This is a genomic window from Enterococcus raffinosus, from assembly GCF_018917525.1.
GTDB lineage: Bacteria > Bacillota > Bacilli > Lactobacillales > Enterococcaceae > Enterococcus_A > Enterococcus_A raffinosus_A.
Map to the genome: position 1 here is coordinate 1 of NZ_JAHLOS010000009.1, position 23,952 is coordinate 23,952.

18 protein-coding genes and 2 pseudogenes are annotated in these 23,952 nt (G+C 40.0%); 5 read left to right on the forward strand and 15 right to left on the reverse strand.

Annotation, left to right across the window (positions count from 1 at the left end; translation table 11 throughout):
* The 8 genes and pseudogenes from KQI58_RS07885 to KQI58_RS07920 form a co-directional block, all read right to left on the reverse strand.
* Positions 1 to 248: pseudogene (locus KQI58_RS07885) on the reverse strand (hypothetical protein); the annotation flags it as partial.
* Between the two features lie 225 nt (positions 249 to 473).
* Positions 474 to 2,450 carry an N-acetylglucosamine-specific PTS transporter subunit IIBC gene (gene nagE, locus KQI58_RS07890; RefSeq protein WP_216407998.1) on the reverse strand — a complete coding sequence of 659 codons (1,977 nt, stop codon included), beginning with the start codon at positions 2,448 to 2,450 and terminating at the stop codon, positions 474 to 476.
* 3 nt (positions 2,451 to 2,453) lie between these two features.
* Positions 2,454 to 3,305, reverse strand: coding sequence for a PRD domain-containing protein (locus KQI58_RS07895; RefSeq protein WP_216408011.1), 852 nt, complete (start codon positions 3,303 to 3,305; stop codon positions 2,454 to 2,456).
* A gap of 202 nt (positions 3,306 to 3,507) precedes the next feature.
* Complete coding sequence (locus KQI58_RS07900; RefSeq protein WP_216408013.1) at positions 3,508 to 4,464, reverse strand: DHH family phosphoesterase; 957 nt, start codon at positions 4,462 to 4,464, stop codon at positions 3,508 to 3,510.
* 13 nt (positions 4,465 to 4,477) lie between these two features.
* Positions 4,478 to 5,809, reverse strand: coding sequence for a DRTGG domain-containing protein (locus KQI58_RS07905; RefSeq protein ID WP_216408015.1), 1,332 nt, complete (start codon positions 5,807 to 5,809; stop codon positions 4,478 to 4,480).
* Between the two features lie 135 nt (positions 5,810 to 5,944).
* Positions 5,945 to 7,371 (reverse strand): annotated as a pseudogene (locus KQI58_RS07910) (MFS transporter).
* Between the two features lie 158 nt (positions 7,372 to 7,529).
* Complete coding sequence (locus tag KQI58_RS07915) at positions 7,530 to 7,772, reverse strand: hypothetical protein (RefSeq protein ID WP_253295837.1); 243 nt, start codon at positions 7,770 to 7,772, stop codon at positions 7,530 to 7,532.
* An 83-nt stretch (positions 7,773 to 7,855) separates the two neighbouring features.
* On the reverse strand, positions 7,856 to 9,535 hold the full coding sequence (locus KQI58_RS07920; RefSeq protein WP_216408017.1) for a ribonuclease J: 1,680 nt from the start codon (positions 9,533 to 9,535) through the stop codon (positions 7,856 to 7,858).
* 133 nt (positions 9,536 to 9,668) lie between these two features.
* On the opposite strand from KQI58_RS07920, the gene KQI58_RS07925 reads away from it, so the two are divergent.
* Both KQI58_RS07925 and sstT read left to right on the forward strand, forming a co-directional pair.
* On the forward strand, positions 9,669 to 9,839 hold the full coding sequence (locus KQI58_RS07925; protein WP_216408019.1) for a hypothetical protein: 171 nt from the start codon (positions 9,669 to 9,671) through the stop codon (positions 9,837 to 9,839).
* Between the two features lie 49 nt (positions 9,840 to 9,888).
* Positions 9,889 to 11,124, forward strand: coding sequence for a serine/threonine transporter SstT (sstT, locus tag KQI58_RS07930; RefSeq protein WP_216408021.1), 1,236 nt, complete (start codon positions 9,889 to 9,891; stop codon positions 11,122 to 11,124).
* 69 nt (positions 11,125 to 11,193) lie between these two features.
* Here sstT and KQI58_RS22970 read toward each other — a convergent pair whose 3' ends face one another.
* Complete coding sequence (locus KQI58_RS22970; protein ID WP_301282191.1) at positions 11,194 to 11,325, reverse strand: hypothetical protein; 132 nt, start codon at positions 11,323 to 11,325, stop codon at positions 11,194 to 11,196.
* A 78-nt stretch (positions 11,326 to 11,403) separates the two neighbouring features.
* A complete protein-coding gene (locus KQI58_RS07935) occupies positions 11,404 to 12,450 on the reverse strand; it encodes an aspartate-semialdehyde dehydrogenase (RefSeq protein ID WP_216408023.1) in 1,047 nt (348 codons plus the stop codon).
* 296 nt (positions 12,451 to 12,746) lie between these two features.
* Here KQI58_RS07935 and KQI58_RS07940 point away from each other — a divergent pair, with 296 nt between their 5' ends.
* The gene (locus tag KQI58_RS07940) at positions 12,747 to 13,565 is read left to right on the forward strand and encodes a hypothetical protein (RefSeq protein WP_216408024.1); all 819 of its coding nucleotides are present in this window, start codon (positions 12,747 to 12,749) and stop codon (positions 13,563 to 13,565) included.
* Positions 13,566 to 13,627: 62 nt separating this feature from the next.
* On the opposite strand, the gene KQI58_RS07945 is transcribed toward KQI58_RS07940, so the two are convergent.
* On the reverse strand, positions 13,628 to 14,815 hold the full coding sequence (locus tag KQI58_RS07945) for an MFS transporter (protein ID WP_216408026.1): 1,188 nt from the start codon (positions 14,813 to 14,815) through the stop codon (positions 13,628 to 13,630).
* A gap of 15 nt (positions 14,816 to 14,830) precedes the next feature.
* Positions 14,831 to 15,118: a hypothetical protein gene (locus tag KQI58_RS07950; protein ID WP_216408028.1), complete on the reverse strand. Its 288-nt coding sequence runs from the start codon at positions 15,116 to 15,118 to the stop codon at positions 14,831 to 14,833.
* 254 nt (positions 15,119 to 15,372) lie between these two features.
* Here KQI58_RS07950 and KQI58_RS07955 point away from each other — a divergent pair, with 254 nt between their 5' ends.
* A complete protein-coding gene (locus KQI58_RS07955) occupies positions 15,373 to 16,029 on the forward strand; it encodes a Crp/Fnr family transcriptional regulator (RefSeq protein WP_216408030.1) in 657 nt (218 codons plus the stop codon).
* Positions 16,030 to 16,164: 135 nt separating this feature from the next.
* On the opposite strand, the gene KQI58_RS07960 is transcribed toward KQI58_RS07955, so the two are convergent.
* Positions 16,165 to 17,574: a L,D-transpeptidase family protein gene (locus tag KQI58_RS07960; RefSeq protein WP_253295838.1), complete on the reverse strand. Its 1,410-nt coding sequence runs from the start codon at positions 17,572 to 17,574 to the stop codon at positions 16,165 to 16,167.
* Positions 17,575 to 17,751: 177 nt separating this feature from the next.
* The gene (gene pflB, locus KQI58_RS07965; protein ID WP_253295839.1) at positions 17,752 to 20,049 is read right to left on the reverse strand and encodes a formate C-acetyltransferase; all 2,298 of its coding nucleotides are present in this window, start codon (positions 20,047 to 20,049) and stop codon (positions 17,752 to 17,754) included.
* Positions 20,050 to 20,696: 647 nt separating this feature from the next.
* Between pflB and KQI58_RS07970 the strand changes: the two genes are divergently transcribed.
* A complete protein-coding gene (locus KQI58_RS07970; protein WP_216408032.1) occupies positions 20,697 to 22,172 on the forward strand; it encodes a helix-turn-helix domain-containing protein in 1,476 nt (491 codons plus the stop codon).
* Between the two features lie 353 nt (positions 22,173 to 22,525).
* Here KQI58_RS07970 and KQI58_RS07975 read toward each other — a convergent pair whose 3' ends face one another.
* The gene (locus KQI58_RS07975; protein ID WP_216408034.1) at positions 22,526 to 23,926 is read right to left on the reverse strand and encodes a glutamate decarboxylase; all 1,401 of its coding nucleotides are present in this window, start codon (positions 23,924 to 23,926) and stop codon (positions 22,526 to 22,528) included.
* Positions 23,927 to 23,952: the final 26 nt, after the last annotated feature.

Consider the following 23,952-nt stretch of genomic DNA (forward strand, 5'->3'; position numbering starts at 1 on the left):
TCAAAATATGGCAAATATCGCCGCATGACAGCGGTTGGTTCGGCTGATAAATACACTTCTTGAATCAAATCCTGGATCAACTCCGCAAATACACCCATGCAGAAAAAGCTCCGCACAAGGATCGCGACGCCGTACTCAATCAAAGAATCCACATCCTGCGTTTGAGCATAATACGCGCGTACTCGTTTCTCCAAATTCTCAGCTTTCATTAGAAATAACTGTCTCTCTGCTAATTTTGCCACATTCATTGTCTATTCCTCCACCCTTATAGCGCTTTCATCATTTAACAACCATATAATATAACAACGAAAAGAGAATTGTAAATAGAAAAATGAAATACCTTTAATTTTAATTTTGGCTAAAACAATTGAGTATTTAGTATCTATTTATCACTTCTTTCTTAAGAAATTTTCTTTTTTATTATTTTTAAATAACGATAAAAAGACCGTGTCGAATCCGACACGGTCGCTTTTTTATATACTTGTTAATTCGCCAATAATCTCATTTGCTTGAACTTCTTTCACCTCTGATAGATCAACACTCTTCACTTTATCCATATTCGTAAATGCAACAATGATATCTGTTTTCTTACCTGCTTTACGAACTGCATCTAAATTCATCTTAGCGATCATTTGACCCCGACCAACCTGCTGGCCAGCTTGAATGTATAGCTCAAATGGTTTTCCGCCAAGATCCACTGTGTCTAACCCCATGTGCAAGAGTACTTCAATTCCTGAAGCAGTGGTAATACCTACTGCATGTTTGGTAGGGAAAACATTGGAAACTGTACCTGCAACAGGAGAGAAAACCTCACCAGAAGTAGGAAGTACCGCGTAACCATCACCCATCATTTTTTCAGAAAAAACATCGTCTGAAACTTCAGTAATTGGTACTAATTGACCGGTTGCTACTGCAAACATAGCTTGGGCTTTCGGAGCCTCTTCTTCCACGATTGCTTGTTCAGGCGCCGTGTGAGCAGCTCCGCCACCGCCATGCAGTCGATTCATCTCATCCGCTACGAATTGAACCTCGGTTCCGACAATGACCTGAATATTTTTTCCATCAATTACCTTCACGCCAGGGACGCCTGTAGCTTTGATCTGACTTTCATTGACAGCACCGGTGTCCTTAAGCTGCAAACGCAAACGCGTCGTACAGTTATCAATGGCTTGTACATTCGCGTTACCGCCTAATGCATCATAAATTTTTTGTGCCATCACTGCGTGCTTGTTATCGCCAATCCTATCGATATCTGGCGTTTCTTCTCCGTCACCTTCTTCACGTCCTGGAGTCATCAGATTGAATTTCGTGATCGCAAAACGAAAGCCAAAATAGTAAATTGCCGCAAAAACTAAGCCTTGCAAGACTAACATCAGCGGTTGATTCGCTACTGGGTTTTTCAAGGATAAGAAATAATCCACAAAGCCCGCACTAAATGCAAATCCAGCCGTCCAATGGAAGAACGCACTTACCGCTAAAGACAGACCAGTGAAAATAGCATGTAACACATACACTGGCCAAGCCACAAACATAAATGAGAATTCAAGCGGTTCAGTAACCCCTGTAAAGAAAGAAGCGAATGCTGCCGCGATCATTAATGAAGCCGTAACCTTTTTCTTTTCAGGACGCGCGCATTGATAAATCGCTAGTGCACCAGCTGGCAATCCAAACATCATAACTGGGAAGAAGCCCGCTTGGTACATCCCTGTTTTACCGACAATAGCCAGACCATCATTAATCGCTTGCTGACCTGCTAAAAAGTTCCCAATATCATTGATTCCTGCTACATCAAACCAGAATACTGAGTTTAATGCATGGTGCAGTCCCGTCGGAATCAGCAATCGATTGAACAGTCCATAGAGTCCTGCCCCGATAAATCCTAGGCCAGAAATCCCCTCACCTAGACTAACTAAGACGTTGTAGACTACCGGCCAGATAAATAATAAGAGCACTGAGATGGCCAGCATGCCGACCGCCGACATGATTGGTACTAGACGTTTTCCGCTAAAGAAGGATAAGGCCATGGGAAGCTTTACACCGCTAAAGCGATTATACATTTCAGCCGCCACCAACCCGGCAATAATCCCAACAAAAACGTTGTTCCCCATGCTGTTAAAGGCTGGATTCACATCTGCAAGCTTGTTAATCCCTAATAGCGCTTGGACAGACTCTGGATTCAAAACCGTTTTAGGAACAAGATAAGCCACTAGACCTGCTAAAGCTGCCGCACCATCCTTGTCTTTTGACATCCCCAACGCTAAACCAACTGAAAATAATAATGCTAAATTATCTAAAATTGCTAAACCACCCTTGATTAAAAAGGTTGTTGCGATGTTGTCGACACCCATTCCGATCATCCAATTGGCAACTCCGACTAAAATCGACGCTGCTGGTAAAACCGCTACTGGCAACATCAATGAGCGACCCATTCGCTGCATATATGCTTTCATAAATTATTCTTCTCCTTTTTGTTCCTTTAATTTGCGCAATCGTTCCACATGAATAGCCACGTAACCTAATTCTTCTGTAGTGATTGCTAACTGATACCCCTTCATCAAAAAGACTCGAATCTTCTTTGCAACCTGATAGCTCTCTGGATACTTATTTCTGACCATTTCAATAATATCCTGATCCAATACGGCATAACGCTGATTCTGATAACGCTGCAGCAACAAACGTAAATGATTCGCTAGACGGGAGTAATCCAACGCCATTTCGCGAGAATGAATATTGATCTCCAGCTCTTCCTCGATCAAATGAATCACATCGGAAATAATCGTGACTTCTCTAATGCTGTCGTGATTATTATTTTTTCCTGTTCGCGCACTATGGATATGAATGGCAATATAACCGGCTTCATCATAGCCGTAAGGTATCTCCAGTGTGCGATTCAGGTAATCCACCGCCCATTGAGCAATCGCAAATTCCTCACTGTAAAGAATCTCAATTTCACTCAATAATTTGTTGCGAACCACGATACCATTAGCGATATTTTGAGCCGCAAAGGCAATATGATCCGTCAATGAGATAAAAATATGCTCATTTAGCTTTTCCATCAAAACCGTTTCAGCATGATCAATGATTGCTTCTGCCGCAAAGAAATAGGCTTCATCGATTTGATTTAATAAGGTCTGCAGCTTCTGCTGACCTTCGGGCTCCATAATGAATAATCGCTCAATGTCCCGAGAAAATAGCAGATCATTTCGTTGCTTGTTAAAGCCCAGTCCTTTACCGATAGCAATTTTTTCTTCTCCATGATCATCTACCAACACTGCATTTTGATTCAATATCTTTTTGATTTTCATTGCTCGTCCTCATTCTGCAGAATAGTTTTTTTGTTTCGACTAGTTTATCGGCCAAATAAAAAGGCATGGAAAGAAGCACAAGGAAGCTCCTTGCGTTTCTTTCCATGCCTAGTATGATCTAGTCACATGAAACAGTATTTGTTAACACTATGAATTGTATAGACCATTGTGTATTTTGTCAACACCTATTTCTAAACTTTTTTCAAATAAATTGATCTTTATTGTAATTTTTGCATAATATTTGGATCTCACGATAGATGTCTTGGCACATCGCCTGATCCTTCGCGTTTGCCCCGCTGGCTAAGGGATGGCCTCCGCCATGATAACGTTTAGCTAATTCGTTAATGACCGGGCCTTTCGAACGAAGACGAACACGATAATAGCCTTCTGGCTGTTCCACAAAGATTGCCCATGCCAACACAACATCAATTGTCCCTGGCAGCGGCACAAGCGCCGCCGTGTCAGAATCCTTAATACCATATTTATTTAGGATCGCTTGATCCAAAAAGACATAACCAGCACCATTTTCATCGATTTGCAGATTTTGATAAAGATAGCCTGACAGCTTTGCCACATCTAATGAGATTTGATCAATTTCACGATTCAATTTCGTTGCATCAAAGCCGTAATCCAATAATTTTGCCGCGACCTGCAACGTATGAGAGGTCGTTGCCGGATACAAAAAGCGTCCCGTATCTCCAACGATTCCGCCATATAACAAACGCGCCGCATTCTCGGTCACTACTAAATCTTCAGCAAAAGCCAGGTCAGCAATAATCTCACTACAGCTGCTGGCTTTTGTATTAACCCACAGCAGGTCTCCATATGGATCATCATTTGGATGATGGTCGATTTTGATTAGCTTATCACCAAGCTTATATCGGTCATCACTGATCCGCGGAGCATTGGCCGTGTCTGTTACAATCACCAAAGCGCCATTATATAAATCATCAGCAATCTCATCCATCTCAGCTAGAAAGGCCAAACCTTCAACTGGTCCTCCCACCTGATAGATCTCCTTCTCTGGAAAAGATGCTCGTAAAATTTCTGCAAGACCACATTGTGAACCAAGGGCGTCTGGATCAGGTCGCATATGACGATGGATGATAATCCGATCGTATTGTTTAATCATGTGTAAAATTTCTTCTGTAATTGTCATGTATTTCCTCTTTCTAAGAACGTTCCATCACTTGACAGACTACGATTGCTTTAGCCACAATCACATTGTCAATGTAAACCTCCAAATCGACCTTCGCAGAACGTCGACCTAGTTCTAATGTTTTTGAATGAATCTCAATTTCGCTTTCTAATTGAATCAGCCGTAAATAGTGCAGATTCATCTGCTCGATTAAGGTGTTGCGCCGCTGATCCAGCAAAATACTTCGTTGGGCGACATTTGCTACGATCTCACTCAATACGCCAAAAGAAATCGTCCCCACACTGTTCACCATTTGAGGTGTAACCTCAAATTTGAAATAGGGATTTTCTAACTGATTCTCTTCTCGATCCGTATCCACTGTAATGATATCCCCAACGATTTGATCAGAAATCGTGTTTGACATTTGCGGCTGGCGCTGAACCAGCTGCATCGCCTTCATAACATCCTGACGGCTGACCATCCCTACTAAAGAAAGATCGTCCTTCACCACCGGCATCATTTCAAGTCCATCCCAAATCATTTGATGGCTGACAGAAGCCACACTCATACTTTGCTTCACCACATTCGGATCGCGTGTCATGATCCGATCAATCATTTGGTTTTCAGCCTTTCCTAAAACATCCTTGGCTGTTACAACACCTAAAACCCGCATGCTTTTATTGACTACTGGAAAACGCGAATGCCCGGTTTTATCAGACAACCGATGATAGCTGGCGATCGTATCTCCTGCTTGTAAATAGACCGTCTTTTCAAGTGGCATGTAAATATCGCTAACTTGCATGATATCCTTTTTGATCAGTTGATCACTCAGCGCCCGATTGATCATCGTTGCGACAGTAAAAGAATCATAGGTGGTGCTTAAAACTGGCAGGGCTAACTCATCCGCAAGTTTGGCGATCTCAGGTGTCGTATCAAATCCGCCGGTGATCAAGACTGCGGCACCATCCTGCAACGCCAACTTTTGAGCACCCTCACGATTTCCGATGATCAACAATGAACCTGGGGTGATGTAACGACGCATTGCCTCTTCTGTCATTGCGCCAATAACAAACTTATTCAAATCCTTGTCCAAACCATTAGAACCGCCTAAGACTTCGCCTTCAATGATTCGAACGACTTCGCCAAAGGTTAGGCGTTCAATATTTTTTTTCAATTTTCGTTCAATACGGATCGTCCCAACACGTTGGATCGTCGAAACCAAACCGATATTTTCAGCATCTTTGATAGCGCGATAGGCGGTTCCTTCGCTGACACGCAAATTTTTAGCAATGCTGCGGACAGAGATTCGTTCTCCCACCGGCAGACTCTCAATATGTTCTAAAATCAGATCGTGTTTTGTCGCCATAATTTCCTCCTGCTATAACATTTATCTATTATATTAGTACAGCTTAGCAAAACCAGTATAACAGAGTGCTCTAAAAAAAAGAAGTCAACCGTTACCATCAAAGTAACAATCGACTTCCTTTATAGAATGAACTGTTTAATTTTCCGCCTTTTTTCTAAATCGTCCAAGAGAGATTGCTAGTGCAATGACACAGATCACTAACGCTGCCATGAAAGTGACACTCATCCCGAAAATAAAAATATCAGGGCGATCATCGATATAAGTCGTTACCCGTTGACCGTAGGAGGCACTCATGCCACTGTAAAGAATCGTCGTAGATAGCGCAATCCCGATAACCATGCCCAAATTCCGAGCAAAGGAATTCATACTGCCGGCCACACCAAGATTTTCCTTTGCAACACTGCTCATGACGATCGTATTGTTCGGTGACTGGAACAATGCATTTCCCATTCCCATAATTGCTGTTGCTAAAATATAATACCAAATTGGACTCGTCTGGTTCATAAAGACATACATCAATTGAGTGATAGACAATAGTGTCAAACCAAGCAACACCAACTTTTGCGGACCCACTTGATCGGTCAGATAGCCGCTAAGCGGAGACCCGATGACCATCAATATTGGAAAGACCATCATTAATAAACCGGCATAGCTGGCCGATAAACCGCGCGCATTTTGTAAATAAAAAGGCATGACTACGTTTACGAAAAAATTAGCTGAGAATATCAACAATGCTGTGATCAAACTCATCGTGAATAATTTATTTTTTAAGATGTTAAAAACAAGCAGAGGATTTTCCTTGTGTTTTTCTACTTGGATAAAGAGTAAGAAGAAAATAATCGCCACGATCAATAAAATCAACGGTAGTAAATGAATGTAACCAACCTCTTGGCCGATGAAAACCGCGCCAAAAAGCTCATTATAGTCACCGCAAAGGTCACAAAGCCCAGCCAGTCGATTTTCTTTTTGGACATTGTGATATCTTTTGGTAGAAATTTTTCTCCAATCAAGATCGTCAAGATCCCAACTGGCACATTGATCCAGAAAATGTAAGACCAAGAAAAATGCGCTAAAATTAACCCGCCGATCCCAGGACCGGCAATAGACCCTAACGAAACAAACGCACCGATTGCTCCTAACGCTCTCCCCCGTTCATTCATTGGAAAAACTTCGGTCGTAATCCCCGTGTTGGTGGCCATCGTCATGCTGGCGCCAATCCCCTGAATCACTCGACCAAACAGCAGCATCGCTAACGAATGGTTAAATCCGCATAGCAAGGACCCTAATGTGAAGATGACCGTACCGATCCGATACACTTTGATCTTGTCATAGCTGTCTCCTACTTTTCCGAACAACAGCAAACAAGCACAGACAACCATCAAATAGATTGATACGACCCATTCTGCTTTGTTCATTGGAACCACCAGATCCTTTGAAATTGTCGGCAATGCAATATTCACAATGCTCGAATCCAATGTGGACATAAAGGTAAACATCGCCACTGATACTAAAATCCACCAGCGATTCCTTTGAACTACTGGATCATCTTGATACGTTTTCATCAAAAGACTTCCTTTCACTCTTACGATTCATTTTTCTGAATAAAATGAACTTTTACGTACATCAGCCAAAGCTCTAAAATTATGAACGAATTGACTGAAACCATAGCTATTTTAATAGATTAACTTAAAATAAATCAACCCAAAATAAAAACGAGAGATTACTCTCCCGCTTCCTCATATTTTCCATGTTCCCGATCTTCAAAAGTCATGAAATAACCGTTAGTGATCCTTTTTTCATAGATATGATGACAATTAGGACACTCTACCGGCATCGCTTCTTTCGGATGCTCCTGAACATTCAATACTTCATCAACAAAGAAATGTGTGCCGCAATTTGGACACTTTAATGGTTTTTCTAACATCTGACCAACCCTCTCTACATTTACTGCTACCTTAATCATACTCCTTTTTGGCAAAAAAACAGAGTAGTAAGTATCAAAAAAATTCTCCAATCGTTCATTGATTGGAGAATTTACGAATTTGACTATTTGCGGCGTCCGCGACGTTGATTGGCTTCCATAATGACCGGCAAGATCACAGGACGGCGTTTTGTTTGTTCAAACAAATGACGGCTCAAATGATCGCGAATATCTTGTTTTAACTTACTCCATTCAAAATCATCAGAATGCAAATGCTTTTCGACGATCTCGCTGGTGATTTCGGCACTTTCCTTGATTAAATCACGGCTTGCTTTGATATAGACAAAGCCACGTGACGTAATCTGTGGGGCAGAGACGATTTTTTTCAGTTTACGATCAATCGTTACCACAACTACAAAAATCCCATCATCAGATAAAACTTTGCGATCGCGTAAGACGATATTGCCAATATCTCCAACGCCGATTCCATCGATCATAATATTGTCCGCTGGAACGCTGCCAGCAGCGCTCATATGCTTATTCTTATACTCTAAGACATCGCCGCGACCAGTAATGAAAATATCCTTGAAGGGAATGCCCATTTCATTTGCCAAACTCGCATGAGCAGCTAATTGACGATACTCCCCTTGAACCGGAATAAAATATTTTGGTGACATGAAATTCATCATCATTTGCAAATCACGAGGATTGGCATGACCAGAAACACGTAAGTTTTCAGAGATGCTTTTTACGATTCCGCCAGCACGATAAATCATGTCCTCTGTCTTCGCAACCGTGGTTTCCATCGCGATCGTCGGCGTCGTCGTGATATAGACTAAATCGCCATCTTCAATTTTCAAGTTGCGGTGTGAGCGATTCGCCATTTTTTGCAATGACTTAATCGGTTCTCCCATACGGCCTGTTTCTAAGATGATCAGCTCTTCTGGCTGATACTTCTTCATTTCTTTGATTGTGACTAAAATATCTTCTGGTACTTCTAATTTATTCAAACGCATCGCTGTTTTAATGATGCGATCCAAATCTTGTCCGGTCAACACTACTTTGCGTCCGGCCTTTTCTGCCGCGTTCAAAATTTGTTGAACCCGCTGCAGGTTGCTGGCAACACAAGCCACAATGATCCGTCCGTTCCATTCATTGATGGTGTCATAGACTTCACTGGCAATTTCCCGTTCAGAAGCCACTTGGATTGGATTTTCTGCATTCGATGACGAACTCATCAATGCTAAAACACCCTCCGAACCAATTTCAGCTAAACGACGATAATCTGTCGCATACATCGGAATCGACGTTGGATCAAATTTAAAATCACCAGTATAAACGATACTGCCTTCGTCTGTTTTCAAACTAATCCCGACAGAATCTGGAATTGTGTGAGTCGTTCTGAAGAAACTGATAACCGCAGTCCCAAAATCGATCTCGGTATGCTCATCGATCACATGGAAATCCTTGAAGCCTTTACTTTCTTCATTTTGATTCACATTCAATTTGGCTAATTCAATCGTCAATTCAGTTCCGAAGACCGGCACCGCCACTTCAGATACAAAATAAGGCAATGCCCCAATCGCATCTGCATGACCATGGGTCAAGAAGACCCCTGCCACGCGATCTGCATTTTCAATTAAATAGGTAAAATCAGGAATCACAACATCAATTCCTAATAGTTCATTTTCTGGATACTTTAGTCCGCAATCGAGGACAAAAATATCATTATCCACTTCAACTGCATACATGTTTTTACCATTTTCACGTACTCCGCTGAAGGGAATTATTTTGATTGTACTCAAAATATCCACCTCTCTAGTTTCTTTATCTATATTATATCAGCTTACTCAGACCCCGTAATCAGTACGGTCTGTGCCTATACTCATTAGCTATTATACATGTTTTTCCTAAAATAGGGAGAGTTAAGCTGAATCAATGAGAGACGAATTAGATGAAAAGGTTGCCCAATCCATTGAACAACAATTGAAAAGCAATGGCTTGAAATGTTCAATCATTCAAGCCATTCTCGGAATTATCAATCACGCCCTCCGTGAAATAGACCAAAAGAAACGGTTGCAGGCTCCCTACATTTCTATTAAACTTTAATTGTTATATAATGCCAAAATAATTAAAAAAGGAAAAGGAGATTCTTGTTTTGTTAGATTTTTTTAAGCGGCTTTCGTTAATCAAACGAATTGTTATAGGTATTATTCTGGGTGGCTTGTTAGGAATATTTCTTCCTCAATGGAGTTTCATCGCAATTTTAGGAAGTCTATTTGTTGGGGCCTTAAAAGCGATAGCACCACTATTAGTATTTGTATTAATCATGGCTTCTGTATCAAAGCATCAATCAACAACACAAACCTATATTAAGCCAATTATTTCTTTGTATCTATTTACTACCTTGTTAGCCGCAACAATTGCCGTATTAGCCAGCTATATCTTTCCGCTAACTATTTCGTTGCAGGAGGTTTCAGGTTCTCAAGAAGCACCAAAAGCGCTAATCGATGTATTGACCACTATCTTGAATAATATTGTTCAAAATCCATTGCAGGCAATGATTGAGGGAAATTATTTAGGCGTCCTGTTTTGGTCTGCTCTAATTGGTTTTGCCTTACGTACACGAAAAAATTCTGTTAAGGAAGTTATTGATGAGTTTTCTCTAGCAATTACAGGCGTCGTTCAGTTAATTATTGCTATGGCACCACTGGGTATTGCTGGTTTGGTCTTTGATTCAGTTTCTTCAACTGGCCTTGCTGGATTAATGCAATATGGGCGTCTTCTGCTCCTGCTGGTAGGAACGATGCTGATCGTCGATTTAATTGTCTACCCTTTAGTAGCCTTTGTACTAATTCGACAAAATCCCTATCCCCTCGTTTGGTTCTGTTTAAAAGAAAGTGCGATTCCAGCCTTTTTCACTCGAAGTTCTGCAGCAAATATTCCAATCAATATGATGCTGGCAAAACGCATAGGGTTAACAAAGGAATCATATTCTATTTCTTTACCATTAGGTGCAACCATCAACATGGGTGGAGCAGCAATTACTATCTCTATCATGACTCTAACTGCTGTCCATACTTTAGGAATCGATGTGCCTTTTAGCTTAACGTTAATTTTATGTGTATTATCTGCGTTGTCTGCTTGTGGCGCTTCAGGAATTGCTGGTGGATCATTATTATTAATTCCATTAGCCTGCAGCCTTTTTGGAATTTCTAATGACATTGCGATGCAAGTCGTTGGTGTTGGTTTCATTATTGGTGTCGTTCAGGATTCTGTTGAGACGGCAGTTAACTCATCGAACGATTTATTTTTCACTGCTATTGGTGAGTTTTATGATCTTCGAAAGCATGGAGAAAAAATAAATTTGAAAGAACGTTTGGCAAATAAATAAAAGCCGTTTCGTTTTCTAAATAAATCTACCAACACGCTGATTGTGTTAACTTCACCTAAAAACAAACTTTCAACCAAACATATCCTCACTTGTGATACTGCTCCACGTATCGCAAGTGAGGATATTCATCGTACGGCATGCTAAGCTGTTCTTCCTCCTGATTTCTGCCATTGTCGCTGATCTGTCTTCAAATCGACTCATAAAATTTATTCCTTCTTTTGACGTCAAAAAAAGACCTGCGACACCAAACGGCACAGGTCTGAAAATTTGACTATTCACTTACTTTAAAAGTCCCATTTCGTACATTGTTTCCGCAATTTGCAAGGAATTCCAGGCTGCACCCTTTAATAGATTATCTGACACAACCCACAGATGAACACCCTTTTCCTCATCCGGATCTTTGCGAATCCGTCCGACAAATGTTTCTTTTTTGCCAACACAATTCAAGGCCTGCGGATAGATCTGCTGACTTGGGTCATCCTCTAATACGGCACCAGGTGCTTTAGCAATAACTTCTTGGATTTCAGCAACTGTCGCTGTTTTCTCCGTTTCAATATAAACAGATTCCGAGTGTCCGCTCATAACAGGAATACGTACACAGGTTGCTGAGACCTTAATCGAATCGTCCTCCATGATCTTTTTCGTTTCGTTGATCATTTTCCACTCTTCATTGGTGTAACCAGCATCGGTAAACACATCGATTTGCGGCAATGCATTAAACGCCAACGGATAATGCTTTTTATCTCCTCCGCAAGGTAAAATATCTGCCTTCCACTCATCTACGGGCTTTTCAGCTAAAAAGTCCTGCGTTTGCTGTCTCAACTCTTCCATTGCCTGATTCCCAGCGCCGGATACCGCCTGATAGGTTGAAACTAGCACCCGTTTTAACCCATAAGTCTGACGGATCGGCTCTAAAGCCACCATCATTTGAATCGTTGAACAGTTAGGATTAGCAATGATCCCCTTATGCGTCCGTAGAGCCTCAGGATTAACTTCAGGTACGACTAACGGTACTTCGGGGTCCATTCGGTAATGGCTCGTATTATCTACTACAACCGCTCCACGTTTGACCGCCTCTGGGGCAAATTTAGCGGATATTCCTCCACCTGCTGAAAATAAAGCCAAATCGATCCCTTCAAATGAATCAGGAACCAGCTCCTCGATTGTTTGAGTTTCGCCTTTAAATGAAAGTTGCTTCCCAGCGGAGCGCTTCGAAGCCAAAAATTTCACAGTGCCAATTGACAAGGTGCTATTTTCTAATAGTTTAATCATTTGTGTTCCTACTGCGCCAGTAGCGCCGACAATTGCAACATTCATTTTTCTCATCACAATCACTCTTCCTTTTCATAGTATTTTAACAGTTTATCACATTTGCTTTGAAACGCAAGAGCTCTTTTGGTTTCAACTACTCTTAATTCCAGCTCTCTTTATTACAATTATTCAATTATTTGAGAAAGTGATTTCTCGATCTAAATAACTGATATAACAAAGATAAAATAAACATTCAATTCAATTTATAGTAAAATAAATTAAAAAAAAGGGTTTTTTTGAATATTATTATTGCAGTTTTCTAATAAAGGCTTTAGAATTAATATGAAAGCGTTATTCGTAGGAGGTCAATCATGAACGTGAATGGAGATATCATCAGACAAAAGCGCGAGAAGGCTGGTATAGCGCGAGAAGCCTTCAGTACGATCTGTTCTCCGGCTGACTTAGAGTTGATTGAAGTCAAGAACACAGGCATTTTAGAAGTCATTCTCGATCTCTGTATGAAACTGGACATTCCGTACCACCAAGTTTTCCCTGACACAGTTCTTTTAATGGAAACCTCTTTGTTGGATATTGTTCGTTGTCTGCATCTACGTCAAGAATTCTCTAGTGTTTTGTTTTTGTTGAATACCTATGGAAAGAAAATTTCTTATCAAAATGCACGAATCGTTGGTCATCTATTGTATTTTCGCGCTTACGCAAATCTATTCGGTAAGCGTGACACAAAAAAAGCTGTCCATTACTTTCAACGAGCCTATACCTTTTTTCGCGATGAGAAAAGGTATGAGCTGCTAGTACTTAAAGGATTAGCCACCTGTTATCAAGTAAACGAAGAAAAAAAGCGCGCACGTATCTTTTTTGAACGCGCTGAACAATTGGAGGAAAAAATGAATACACAATTAAAATTAGGTCCATCATATTATCAGGCAGCTTGCTTCTACGCCGAACGCGGCAACCAAAAAAAGGCCAATGCTCTTTGCGATGAGGGAATCCAAACGCTATTAGAGGTAAATGTTACTACTGGCTTAGAAGAGCTGTTTTTCGAAAAAGCAATTATCCAAGAAAACATCAACGACAAAATCGAACTGTTAAAGCAAGCCGATTATTACGCCAAGCTAAACGAAAATTATGATTTAACCGAAGCAATCCATGAAAAACTGAATAGAGTTTAACCAAACCGATAGAAAAGGCTGCGCCAATATAAACTGGCACAGCCTTTTCTTGATCCTATTGCTTACGCATCCACAGATTTATTCGGATGATAAAAGATCATGTATAAAACTGCTACAACCAACGGAATGATCGCACAGAAGATGTAGATATGCTGATAAGATCCTAGAATTCCTTTAATGGCTCCTAATAAATAAGGTCCTACTCCTAAGCCTAAGTCAAGACCAATGAAATACGTCGATAATGCGACACCGATTCGAGCCTTTTCAACCAACTTCAAGGTCACGGCCTGACCATTGGCCATAAAAGTACCGTAGCCTAAACCTACAAAAGCTCCTGCAATTAACAAGACAACAGCATTGCCAGTGAAGGCTAAGAGAATCAACCCGATCGTCAAACAAATAAAGCTTGGATACATCACAGAATTTTCTCCATGCTTATCAAAAATCTTTCCAGACATCGGTCTTGTGAGAGTAACCACTAAAGCGTAAACCACAAAGAAGAAGGCCCCCGCCGTAACTAGATGTAACTGATCCGCATAAATGGAAAGAAAGCCTAGCACACTGGAATAGGCGATCCCGATCAAAAAGGCGATTCCTGCAATGAATAAAACCTTCAATTCAATAAAGCTTTCTAAGCTAAAGGTGTTGATTTTCGCACGATGTTCATCTGTTAATTCGATGTTACTTACTTCGAATTTGAAGCAGGCCAGCATCGTAACAAAGGCGAGAACCACTGCAAGAAGGATGATCGCTTTAAACCCAACCATCGGTAATAACAGCAACCCGATAAATGGACCGATTGCTGCTGCTAAGCTGGTACTCAATCCATAATAGTTGATCCCTTCCCCGTATTTTGCCTCTGGAATATACGCGGTAACGATCGCGTTCGCCGCAGTAGAAACCGTGCCGTACCCAAACCCATTTAGAAAACGTACGCCGTCTAAAATAAAGATATTACTGCTGACCAAATACGCAGCAGTCGTGATTAAGTAAAACAATGCCCCATAGCGTAAAACCGCTCGTCGGCCGAATAATTCCAATTTCTTCCCGATATACAGTCGTGCAAGTAGTGTACCGATAATATAAATACCGACAGCGAAACCCGCTTGAGCGGTGGTTGACCCTAAGCTTTGTGTTGCATATTTTGCCGTGATCACAACAAAACAGTAATAGACTAAAAAGACCACAAAATTGATAATCGTGATGGTGATAAACCCTTTATTGAATAACTTTTCTTCCTTAATTTTCATTACCTACTCTCATTATTATGCGATGCGCTCATTTAATTTCTTTAAGGTTGAGATTTTTTCTGCGACCTTATTATAGTTTGATGGATAACGATCCACTGCCTGGCTGATAAATAAATCCCGTGTATAATCAAAAGCTGATAAAAAGGCATCCAGACTTTCATCATTTTCAAACGAATAATCTCTCCTTAACATCAACGCATTTTGGTACGCATCATTTAAGAAAACCAATACCGCCTCTTTTTCAAATCGTACCTTATAGGCTGATTCCAATCGTTCGATCATTGCGCTTGTCCATTTTTTCATAGTAAACACTTCTCTTTCTTTCAAATTTTCTGATCACGCTTTGGGTTGTTCGACTTACTTGATTGATTATACGGATAGAAAAAACAGCGGGAAATCAGCTTTCATAATAAAAAAAGACGTAATTTTTTTTTAGCAAAAAAGGACATTAACATTTGTTATTATCTTTTTTTACTAGCCTTTTAATCAAACAAAACCTCTACTTGTGATAAAATGGCAATGAAAATTTCAACAATTCATGGAAGGAACAAAGAAAATTGGATAATACAGCTTTAACAAACTACTTAGAACAAAAAAAATTCCCGATCGTTAGTAAAGAGTACAAGAAGTATCTGCTCTACGAAGGAATTCAGGACCATCATGTGTACGTTTTGAAAAGTGGCGTCATCAAGACGAGTGTCGTTTCCAGAGATGGCCGCGAATTCAATTTGGAATACATCAATGATCTCGAAGTAGTGTCATTGTTAAAGGACGAATACTCTCAATTCATCGATGCTCCCTTCAACATCCGAATAGAATCCGAAAAGGCCGAACTCTACCAGATCGACCGCGTTGAGTTTTGGAAAGACATCAATCAAAATCGCGAACTCCAAATCTATGTCAAAAACTATTACCGAGAACGCCTGATGAAATCCATGAAGAGAACCCAGCAAATGTTAATGAATGGCAAGTTTGGGGCTGTCTGCAGCCAAATCTATGATCTTTATGACAAATTTGGCATAGAATATCAGGACGGAGTCTTGATCGACTTCGTAGTGACCAACGAAGAAATTGCTCATTTTTGCGGCATCAATGCTGCCAGCAGCGTCAGCCGGATCATGCATCAATTAAAAACCTGCGGTGCGATCAAAATGCATGACCATAAAATATTTATCAAAAATATCGAGCTGATCAAAGACAACATTATTTTTTAAAGCTTGAACTGCTTTATTTGTAGGAAATCATTTTTCAACCTGCAAAAAAAACAGGAGCCGTGACATAAGACTTGTCATAGCTCCTGTTTCTGAATAAACGGTGTTCCAGAAATAGCTTCTGTCACAACCTTTGTTTTAAATCTCTGTTCCATATTCTACTGGTTTATCCCATTCACCTGGCGCGTCATCATAAGCATGCCCATAAATAAAAACGGGCATTCCGATGTAACTATACTCATAAATTTTCGCCACTTCAGATTTCGGTGTATTGACGCACCCATAGCTTCCCAAATCCGTTTTAAAGGCGCCGGGCTGACCAAAATATTGAAGCTTATGATCAGTATCATGCAGACCTATTTCAGTAATCGTCTGACCATAGCTTAATAACGGCATCCAATAGTCGACGGGGACATTATAGGTGCCATCCCCATTTGTTAAGACACCGCTCAAATCAACATTTCGTCGTTTGTCCATCACTGTATGAAAACCAGGAACGGTGGCTGTTCCTTTATTATATCGCCCTGTGATCACGTCGGTCTCGACTACCAGCTCGCCTTTGTCGAAGCAGTACATTTTTTGGTTGTCTAAATCGACTTCTATGTAGTTTTTTGTGACATGCAGCGGTTGTTTTTTAGTGTCACCTTTGAGAACCAGCTGAATGACTTTTGTATTTGGTTCCTTTAACTTTTCAGTAATTTTCTTCGCTGATTGCTTGATATCAATAAACCAGCCGTAATTTCCTACGTTTTTAAAACGCAGATGCTGCCCGTGGACATTTGTAAAATCCACTGATTTGTATATCGTTGAATATTCCCGTTCTAAATCTGCTACCCATGCTGTTATCAGCTCTTGGTCAAAATTTCCCTGATCATCAACTGAAGCGGCCAACATCTGTTCTGTAAGCGGAATCGTTTGTTTGTTCAGCTTTAACTTTATCTTACGTTTTCTAACAGCCTCCAAATTTTGCGATATTTTTTGACTATTCAAATCCCTCGTTGTAATCTCCGGTTCTCGATAATAATTGGCTAACTCATACTCCGTTTGCAGATTCCCTTCTTCAAAGGCGTCGCAGAGTTCCTTACGCAACCGCGTAGAATCTACTACCGTTCCGCTTTTTTCTGACTGAATCTCAAATTTTTGATCGGTATAAATGATTTTAGCATTTTGGGCTTCTTTTCCTCCCAAAAAGGAGGCGCGGTTAATTGCCTCAGCTAATCGATCTTTTGCACCTTTTTTGATGGGCAGACTGAATTCTCCTCGGCGAATATTCTTCTTCAAATAATCCTTTTGAATCTTATACGGCGAAGCGACTTGAAGTTTGATTGTTTGATGCTCCCCCTTCAGCTTAATTTCAACCTGCTTTGTTTCTTGTTGAATTTTTTCTTCAGCCGCTTGAACGGACAACCCGCCCACTGCCACATTCGCCACGACCGACCCGAAATAAAAATGTGACCCAAAGTAAGCATAAATAAGCATGAAAAAGACCATTGCCCCCGCAACGATACCAACAATTCGCACCACCCATTGACTTTCATACTCCTTCAATCGCTATCACCCACTTGCCTAATAATTATCAATATTATAAAACAAATAGCTAATATTTTATTCTAAAATCATATTTATTAATATTTTTTAACATTTTTGGTAAAAAAAGGTTCTGAGGCTGCATAATGAGCCTCAGAACCTTTCAAAAATTCTATTTCACTAAAAAATATTTTATTTTTACATTTTTGTATGGTCTGTACGTGAGATTACGTCACGACGTTGCTCTGGAGTCAGATCACGGAATTTCACCGCATAACCAGATACACGAATCGTAAAGTTCGCATATTTTGGATTATCGATATCTTTATCCATTTCTTCTAGTAATTCACGACCAAAGACATTGACGTTCAAGTGGTAACCACCCTTGTCAAAGTAGCCATCTAAGACTTGTCTTAGGTTATCCACTTGCATCGCTTCATCATCCGTTCGGCCTAAAGCTCCAGGATTGATTGTTTGGGTATCTGAGATTCCATCTTGCGCACAAGAGTAGTTCAATTTCGCTGTTGAGTTCAATGAAGCCAACAAGCCATTTTTCTCGCCTAAGAATTTACCATCTTGATAGCTTGGGTTTGCGCCTGGTGCCAATGGTTTACCCGCACGACGTCCGTCTGGTGTATTCCCAGTATTCTTACCGTAAACGACATTTGAGGTGATCGTCAATAGTGACAACGTTGGTGTTGAATCACGGTATGTGTGTTGACGTTTGATTTGAGTCATAAAGTACTCAAGAATCCAGTTCGCCATTTCATCTGCTTCATCATTGTCGTTTCCGTATGTTGGGAATTCATTTTGCGGAACATAGTCAATTGCCAAGCCATCTTCATCACGGATCACTTTTACGTTTCCATGTTTGATCGCCATCAATGAATCCGTCGCGTGAGAAATTCCTGCAATCCCAGTCGCAAAGGTCCGTTTCAAATCAGTATCCATCAATGCTAATTGCGGTGCTTCATAGGCATATTTATCATGCATATAATGAATCACGTTTAAGGTATTTACATATAACTCAGCTAACCAGTCTAGGACATCTTTGTAGCTTTCCATGAATTGATCGAAATCAATACTATCGCCTTCTAGTGGACGGAAGCGCGGACCAACCTGCATCTTCGTCATTTCATCCACGCCACCGTTGATCGCGTAAAGTACCGCTTTTGCTAAATTGGCGCGTGCACCAAAGAATTGCATGTCTTTTCCGATTACTGTTGCTGATACACAGCAAGCGATTGCTGCATCGTCAGATCCCCAGTATTGACGTAATAAATCATCATTTTCCAATTGGATCGAAGAGCTTTCTTTCGCGACCTTCGCGGCATATGTCCGGAAGCCTTCTGGTAAATGAGATGAGTACAAAACAGTCAAGTTTGGTTCTGGTGAAGGTCCCATATTTGTCAATGTATGCAGAATACGGAAATCATTTTTCGTTACTAATGAAGAACCATCCATATTCATACCAGCCAATGACAATGTCGCCCAGATTGGGTAACCAGAGAATAATTGATTGTATTCTGGTGTACGAGCGAATTTCACCATACGTAGTTTCATGATCAAGTGATCAATCATTTCTTGTGCTTCAAACTCAGTAATCAAGCCGCGATCCAAATCACGTTGGATGTAGATATCTAAGAATGCTGAGATACGACCGATTGACATTGCCGCACCATTTTGTGATTTGATTGCTGCAAGGTAGCCGAAGTATAACCATTGGATTGCTTCTTGAGCGTTGCTAGCAGGTTTTGAAATATCATAGCCATAGCTTGCGGCCATTTCCTTCATATCAGCTAATGCGCGGAATTGTTCAGAAACTTCTTCACGTAATTGGATCACGTCATTTGTCATTACTTTACTGCCGACGTTTTTCCAATCTTTTTTCTTTTCTTTCATCAAGAAATCAATACCATATAATGCGACACGACGGTAGTCACCGATAATACGTCCACGACCATAAGCATCAGGTAGACCAGTAATGATTTTGTTTTTGCGGGCTAAACGCATTTCATCTGTATAAGCATCAAAAACACCTTGATTATGTGTCTTACGCCATTTATTAAAGATGAAAGACATTTCATCGTCTACTTCATAGCCGTTTGATTCTAAGGCTTTGTTTGCCATGTTGATTCCGCCAAATGGCATAAATGCTTGCTTCAACGGTACATCTGTTTGCAAACCAACGATTTTTTCTTCTTCTTTAATCAAATAGCCAGGCTCATGAGATGTGATCGTAGCGGGAACATCATTGTCCATATCATAAACGCCGTTTTGTTTGTGCTGAACTTCAAAGAGTTCTTGTAATTTTTCCCATAACTTTTCAGTACTCGGAGCTGCACCTTCTAAAAAGCTGTCGTCTCCTTTATATTCTGTATAGTTACGTTTGATAAAGTCTAACGTATTGACCTCGTGTTGCCAGCGACCCTCGTTAAAACCTTCCCAAGGATTTTTTGTTTGTTCTACAGTTTTTTCGATTGTTGTAGTTTCCATAATTGCACTCCCTTGTTAAATAGTTTCAAATTAATTTAAAATGATTATAACAAAGGAATCAGTTTTAAGAAAGGGCTTTTTTGACTTCTTATCACAGTAAATCCTTTTAAAATAATGATAATTATCTTATCTTAAGCCCCCACCTGTTACACTTTTCACTATAACAGATTATGTAATTGATAATGACAGTTTCTACTTGATATCAATATTTGCTCAGTAATATACTATTTGCGGCCACCGATAAACTGAAAAACAGAGAACTGATACAGACAGGCTTGTGAAATAATTCTCCCTTCAAACTCTCATAATTGACAAAAATTTATTTTAAAAAAATTTATCTCATTATTCTAGCAGTTCATTCTAATTTACCGAGAAACTACTTTTTCTGTTATCAAATCCTTCAATTGATCTGTTGGTTACTAAGTTTAGCTCTACTCTATAGTTTTTTATTAGCTAAAATAATTCTTAACTAAAAAATACTTAAATTTATTTTAATACCCACGCTACGATCCTCGTTAAGCACCAATCTTCATTATTTTATTTTTCAGTCTAAAAAAATGACGAGTTCTCTAGGTTAAAAATATTCAAAGCGATGAAATTGGTATACAATATCAATCATATGTGTGTCGTTATTAGGGAGGTACTTTATGCTAGAAAGGTATATTGAAAAGAATATTTTTCGTCAGGTTTATCTTTGTCAACAGCTGTACCAAAAGAAAGAAATCAATTTACAAGTAATGGCCGAGCGTCTAAACGTTTGTACACCTACAATTACTAATGATCTCGATGTTCTGAAAGAATCTTTTATACAGGAAATTCTTTCATTTGAGCGGACTAGATGTACCTGTAAACTGTTTTTTGATCCAGCTTATTCATTATTAGAATTAACGCAACGGATTTATCGACGCTCCGATTTTTTGCGTGTCCTAAACGACTTCTTGATTGGAAATACTCATTGGTCTGAGATCGCGGAAAAAGAATTTCTTTCGACTAGTAAGATTTATCAGATACGAGCAGACATTTTTGATTTCGCTGAGGAGCTGGGCTACTCGTGTTCAAAACAGCAGCTTAAGCTGCCTGAAAAGGACCTGCGCTATTTACTTTTAGCTATCGCCAGATATACTGGTGAACGATCCGCCATCCCATTCAATAAAACAATTGCCTCGTCTGCTGAAGAATTGATCGATTATGTCGAAGAACACTTTTTTGCCCGTGATTATCCGGAAAGCGAGCGAGAAATCATCATTTTAGGGAGTCAACTAAGCAGTCATCGCGCTCGGCAAGCGACCATTACTTTTTCTGAGGAAGACAAAATCTGCGCCCAGCAAACCCCCTTATTTAGATTATTGCGCGAAGGACTGAAAACCTTGAAGGCCACGATTTGCGCCAATGAAGAGGAACTATTTTTTATTTATTCCCTTTTCAATGCAAGAAATTATCTTTGCAATAATTTGGAATTACTGCAAAAGGATTTCGAGGTTGTTTATCAAAATCATATCCAACGCTATCCCGAAATTGAAAATCTGCTGCAAGAATTGCGCTCTTCATTGAATATCTCCGTAGAAAATGAACTTCTTCTAAAGAAAGCCTTTCTACCTTTTATCCGTTCTACATGGGGAGACATGCAGCTTTTCCAACCAGATTTGATTTATCTATTAGATAAAGACCAGCTAGCTATTTACCAAAAGGTGCGAATGATCTTGGAAACGTGGTCTGCCGCTTGGCAAACGACCATTCATTGGAACGATAATCTCATTCGCAAAATGACGTTAACGCTGGATCTGCTGCGTAGAAATACCTTTGACGAAAAAATCGAATTGTATATCGTCGCTTCTTCTGATTTCAACTTTTTATATTATCGTAAGCAGCTTGAAGCCTTGCTGGATGATCATTTTCTTATTAGCACGATGATCTATAATACCTTGAACGAAGTAGTTGATGACACCTTCTTCTGTTCGAAACGAGTCATCATTTGCGACACCGCACTTTACCAAGCAGATTTAGGTAGTGAAAACACAGTGATTTTCCCAGTTTCACCTAAGACAATCGATCAAACCTGTATTGAAATCAATCAACTCGCTCGTCCATACAAGAAAGGCTTCACGAACTCGCTCAGCTTTTGAGCACCGATTAGGTACTGTTCCACATCAGCTCTGCAAGCAATCACTGTGTGTCTCAGCAATAAGACCAAAATATTTCTAAATTGCCAAGAAACACAGTGATCGAAGAGAACTGATGTTGATTGGTACCTCCTCAGTGCTTCTCAAATTTCGATCTATTTTTGCTTATTGCCGAAATGCTAGTTCTGCTTAACGGAGTTTAGCAGTAACTGTATGCGTAGCTTGCGTAGAAAAGCTCGTTCGTGAAGCTGGACATGGATATACTTTCCGTAAAGCGATTTATTCATGTTAATTTTTTTACTTTCCTTATAATCGAAAGAAGCCTGAAAGAATAATTTTCTTCCAGGCCTCTTTTTTTAATGAGTAAATCCGTATGTTTTAATTTCTGCTTTTTTATGATAGACCACATGTGCTTGATTCAAAGCATCGATGGCTTCTTGCATGTCTTGAACGTAATCACACGCCATGTTCATGCCAAAATCTGCTCGAATGACGAGGCGTTGAATGATTTCTTGTTCCAGATTTTGAGGTAGTGGATATGCCGGTACTTGCCAGCCCTTCATCAAAAGACGATCCGCCAAATCATACAAGGTCCATTCACGTGTTGGATCTTCTTTTAATTTATAGCAAACAATTGGTAATTGTGAACCATCGTTGACGATTTCAAACAATCCGGTTTCTTCAATAGCTTTGGCTAAATACAGTGCTACTTTATGAGTACGTTCATGGATGGCTTTGTATCCGTCAAACCCATAACGGACAAAGTTATAGTACTGACCAATTAATTGTGCGGCACTATGAGAAAAATTAATCGCCATCGTTGGCAGCTCTCCGCCTAAATAGCTGACTTTGAAGATTAATTCTTTTGGCAGATATTGTTGATCACGCCATAGAACCCAACCAACACCAGGATATACCAATCCATATTTATGACCCGATGAATTGATTGAGATAACATTCTTCAATCGGAAATCCCAAACCAAATCAGGTTCAGTGAAGGGTGCGTAGAAACCACCTGAAGCAGCATCCACATGAATATAAACCTTATAGTCTGTTTGTTTATTGTATTCTTCGACTAAATCATTTAGACCTTTAATATCATCATAGCGTCCAGTATAGGTAATCCCCATGATCCCCACGATTCCAATGGTGTATTCATCAACATAGTCCATGACTTTATCTAAATTTATTGACATATGTTCTTGATCTAATGGCACTTCCCGCATTTCAATATCCCAATACACACAGAATTTTTCCCAGCAAACTTGGTAGCCAGATGAAATAACTAAATTCGGTTTTTTCGCATTGAGATCCAATCCTAGTTTTTCAGCACGTTTACGCCAAGCAAATTTCATTGCCATGCCGCCTAGCATACACGCTTCCGAAGAACCAATGGTTGACGTTCCCATAAATTTTTCGTTCTCACTGGCATTCCAAAGATCAGCGATCATATTCACGCAGCGATTTTCGATTTCTGTTGTGCGAGGATATTCTGATTTATCAATCGCATTTTTTTCTAGCGTTTGACTCATCAATTTGACTGCCTCTGGTTCCATATAGGTTTGACAAAATGTCGCTAAATTTAAACGAGCATTTCCTTCATCCAGCATTTCATCCTGAACTAATTGATAAGCGATCCGTGGTTCGATTGATTCTTGATTCAATTTATATTTTGGCAGATCGACTTGTTCGCTTTCTGAACCAAAAATTGGTTCTAAATATTCTGCTTCATCACGATTTTCTTTTCCATATAACATGAGTAAATCCTCCTAAAAATGTCTTT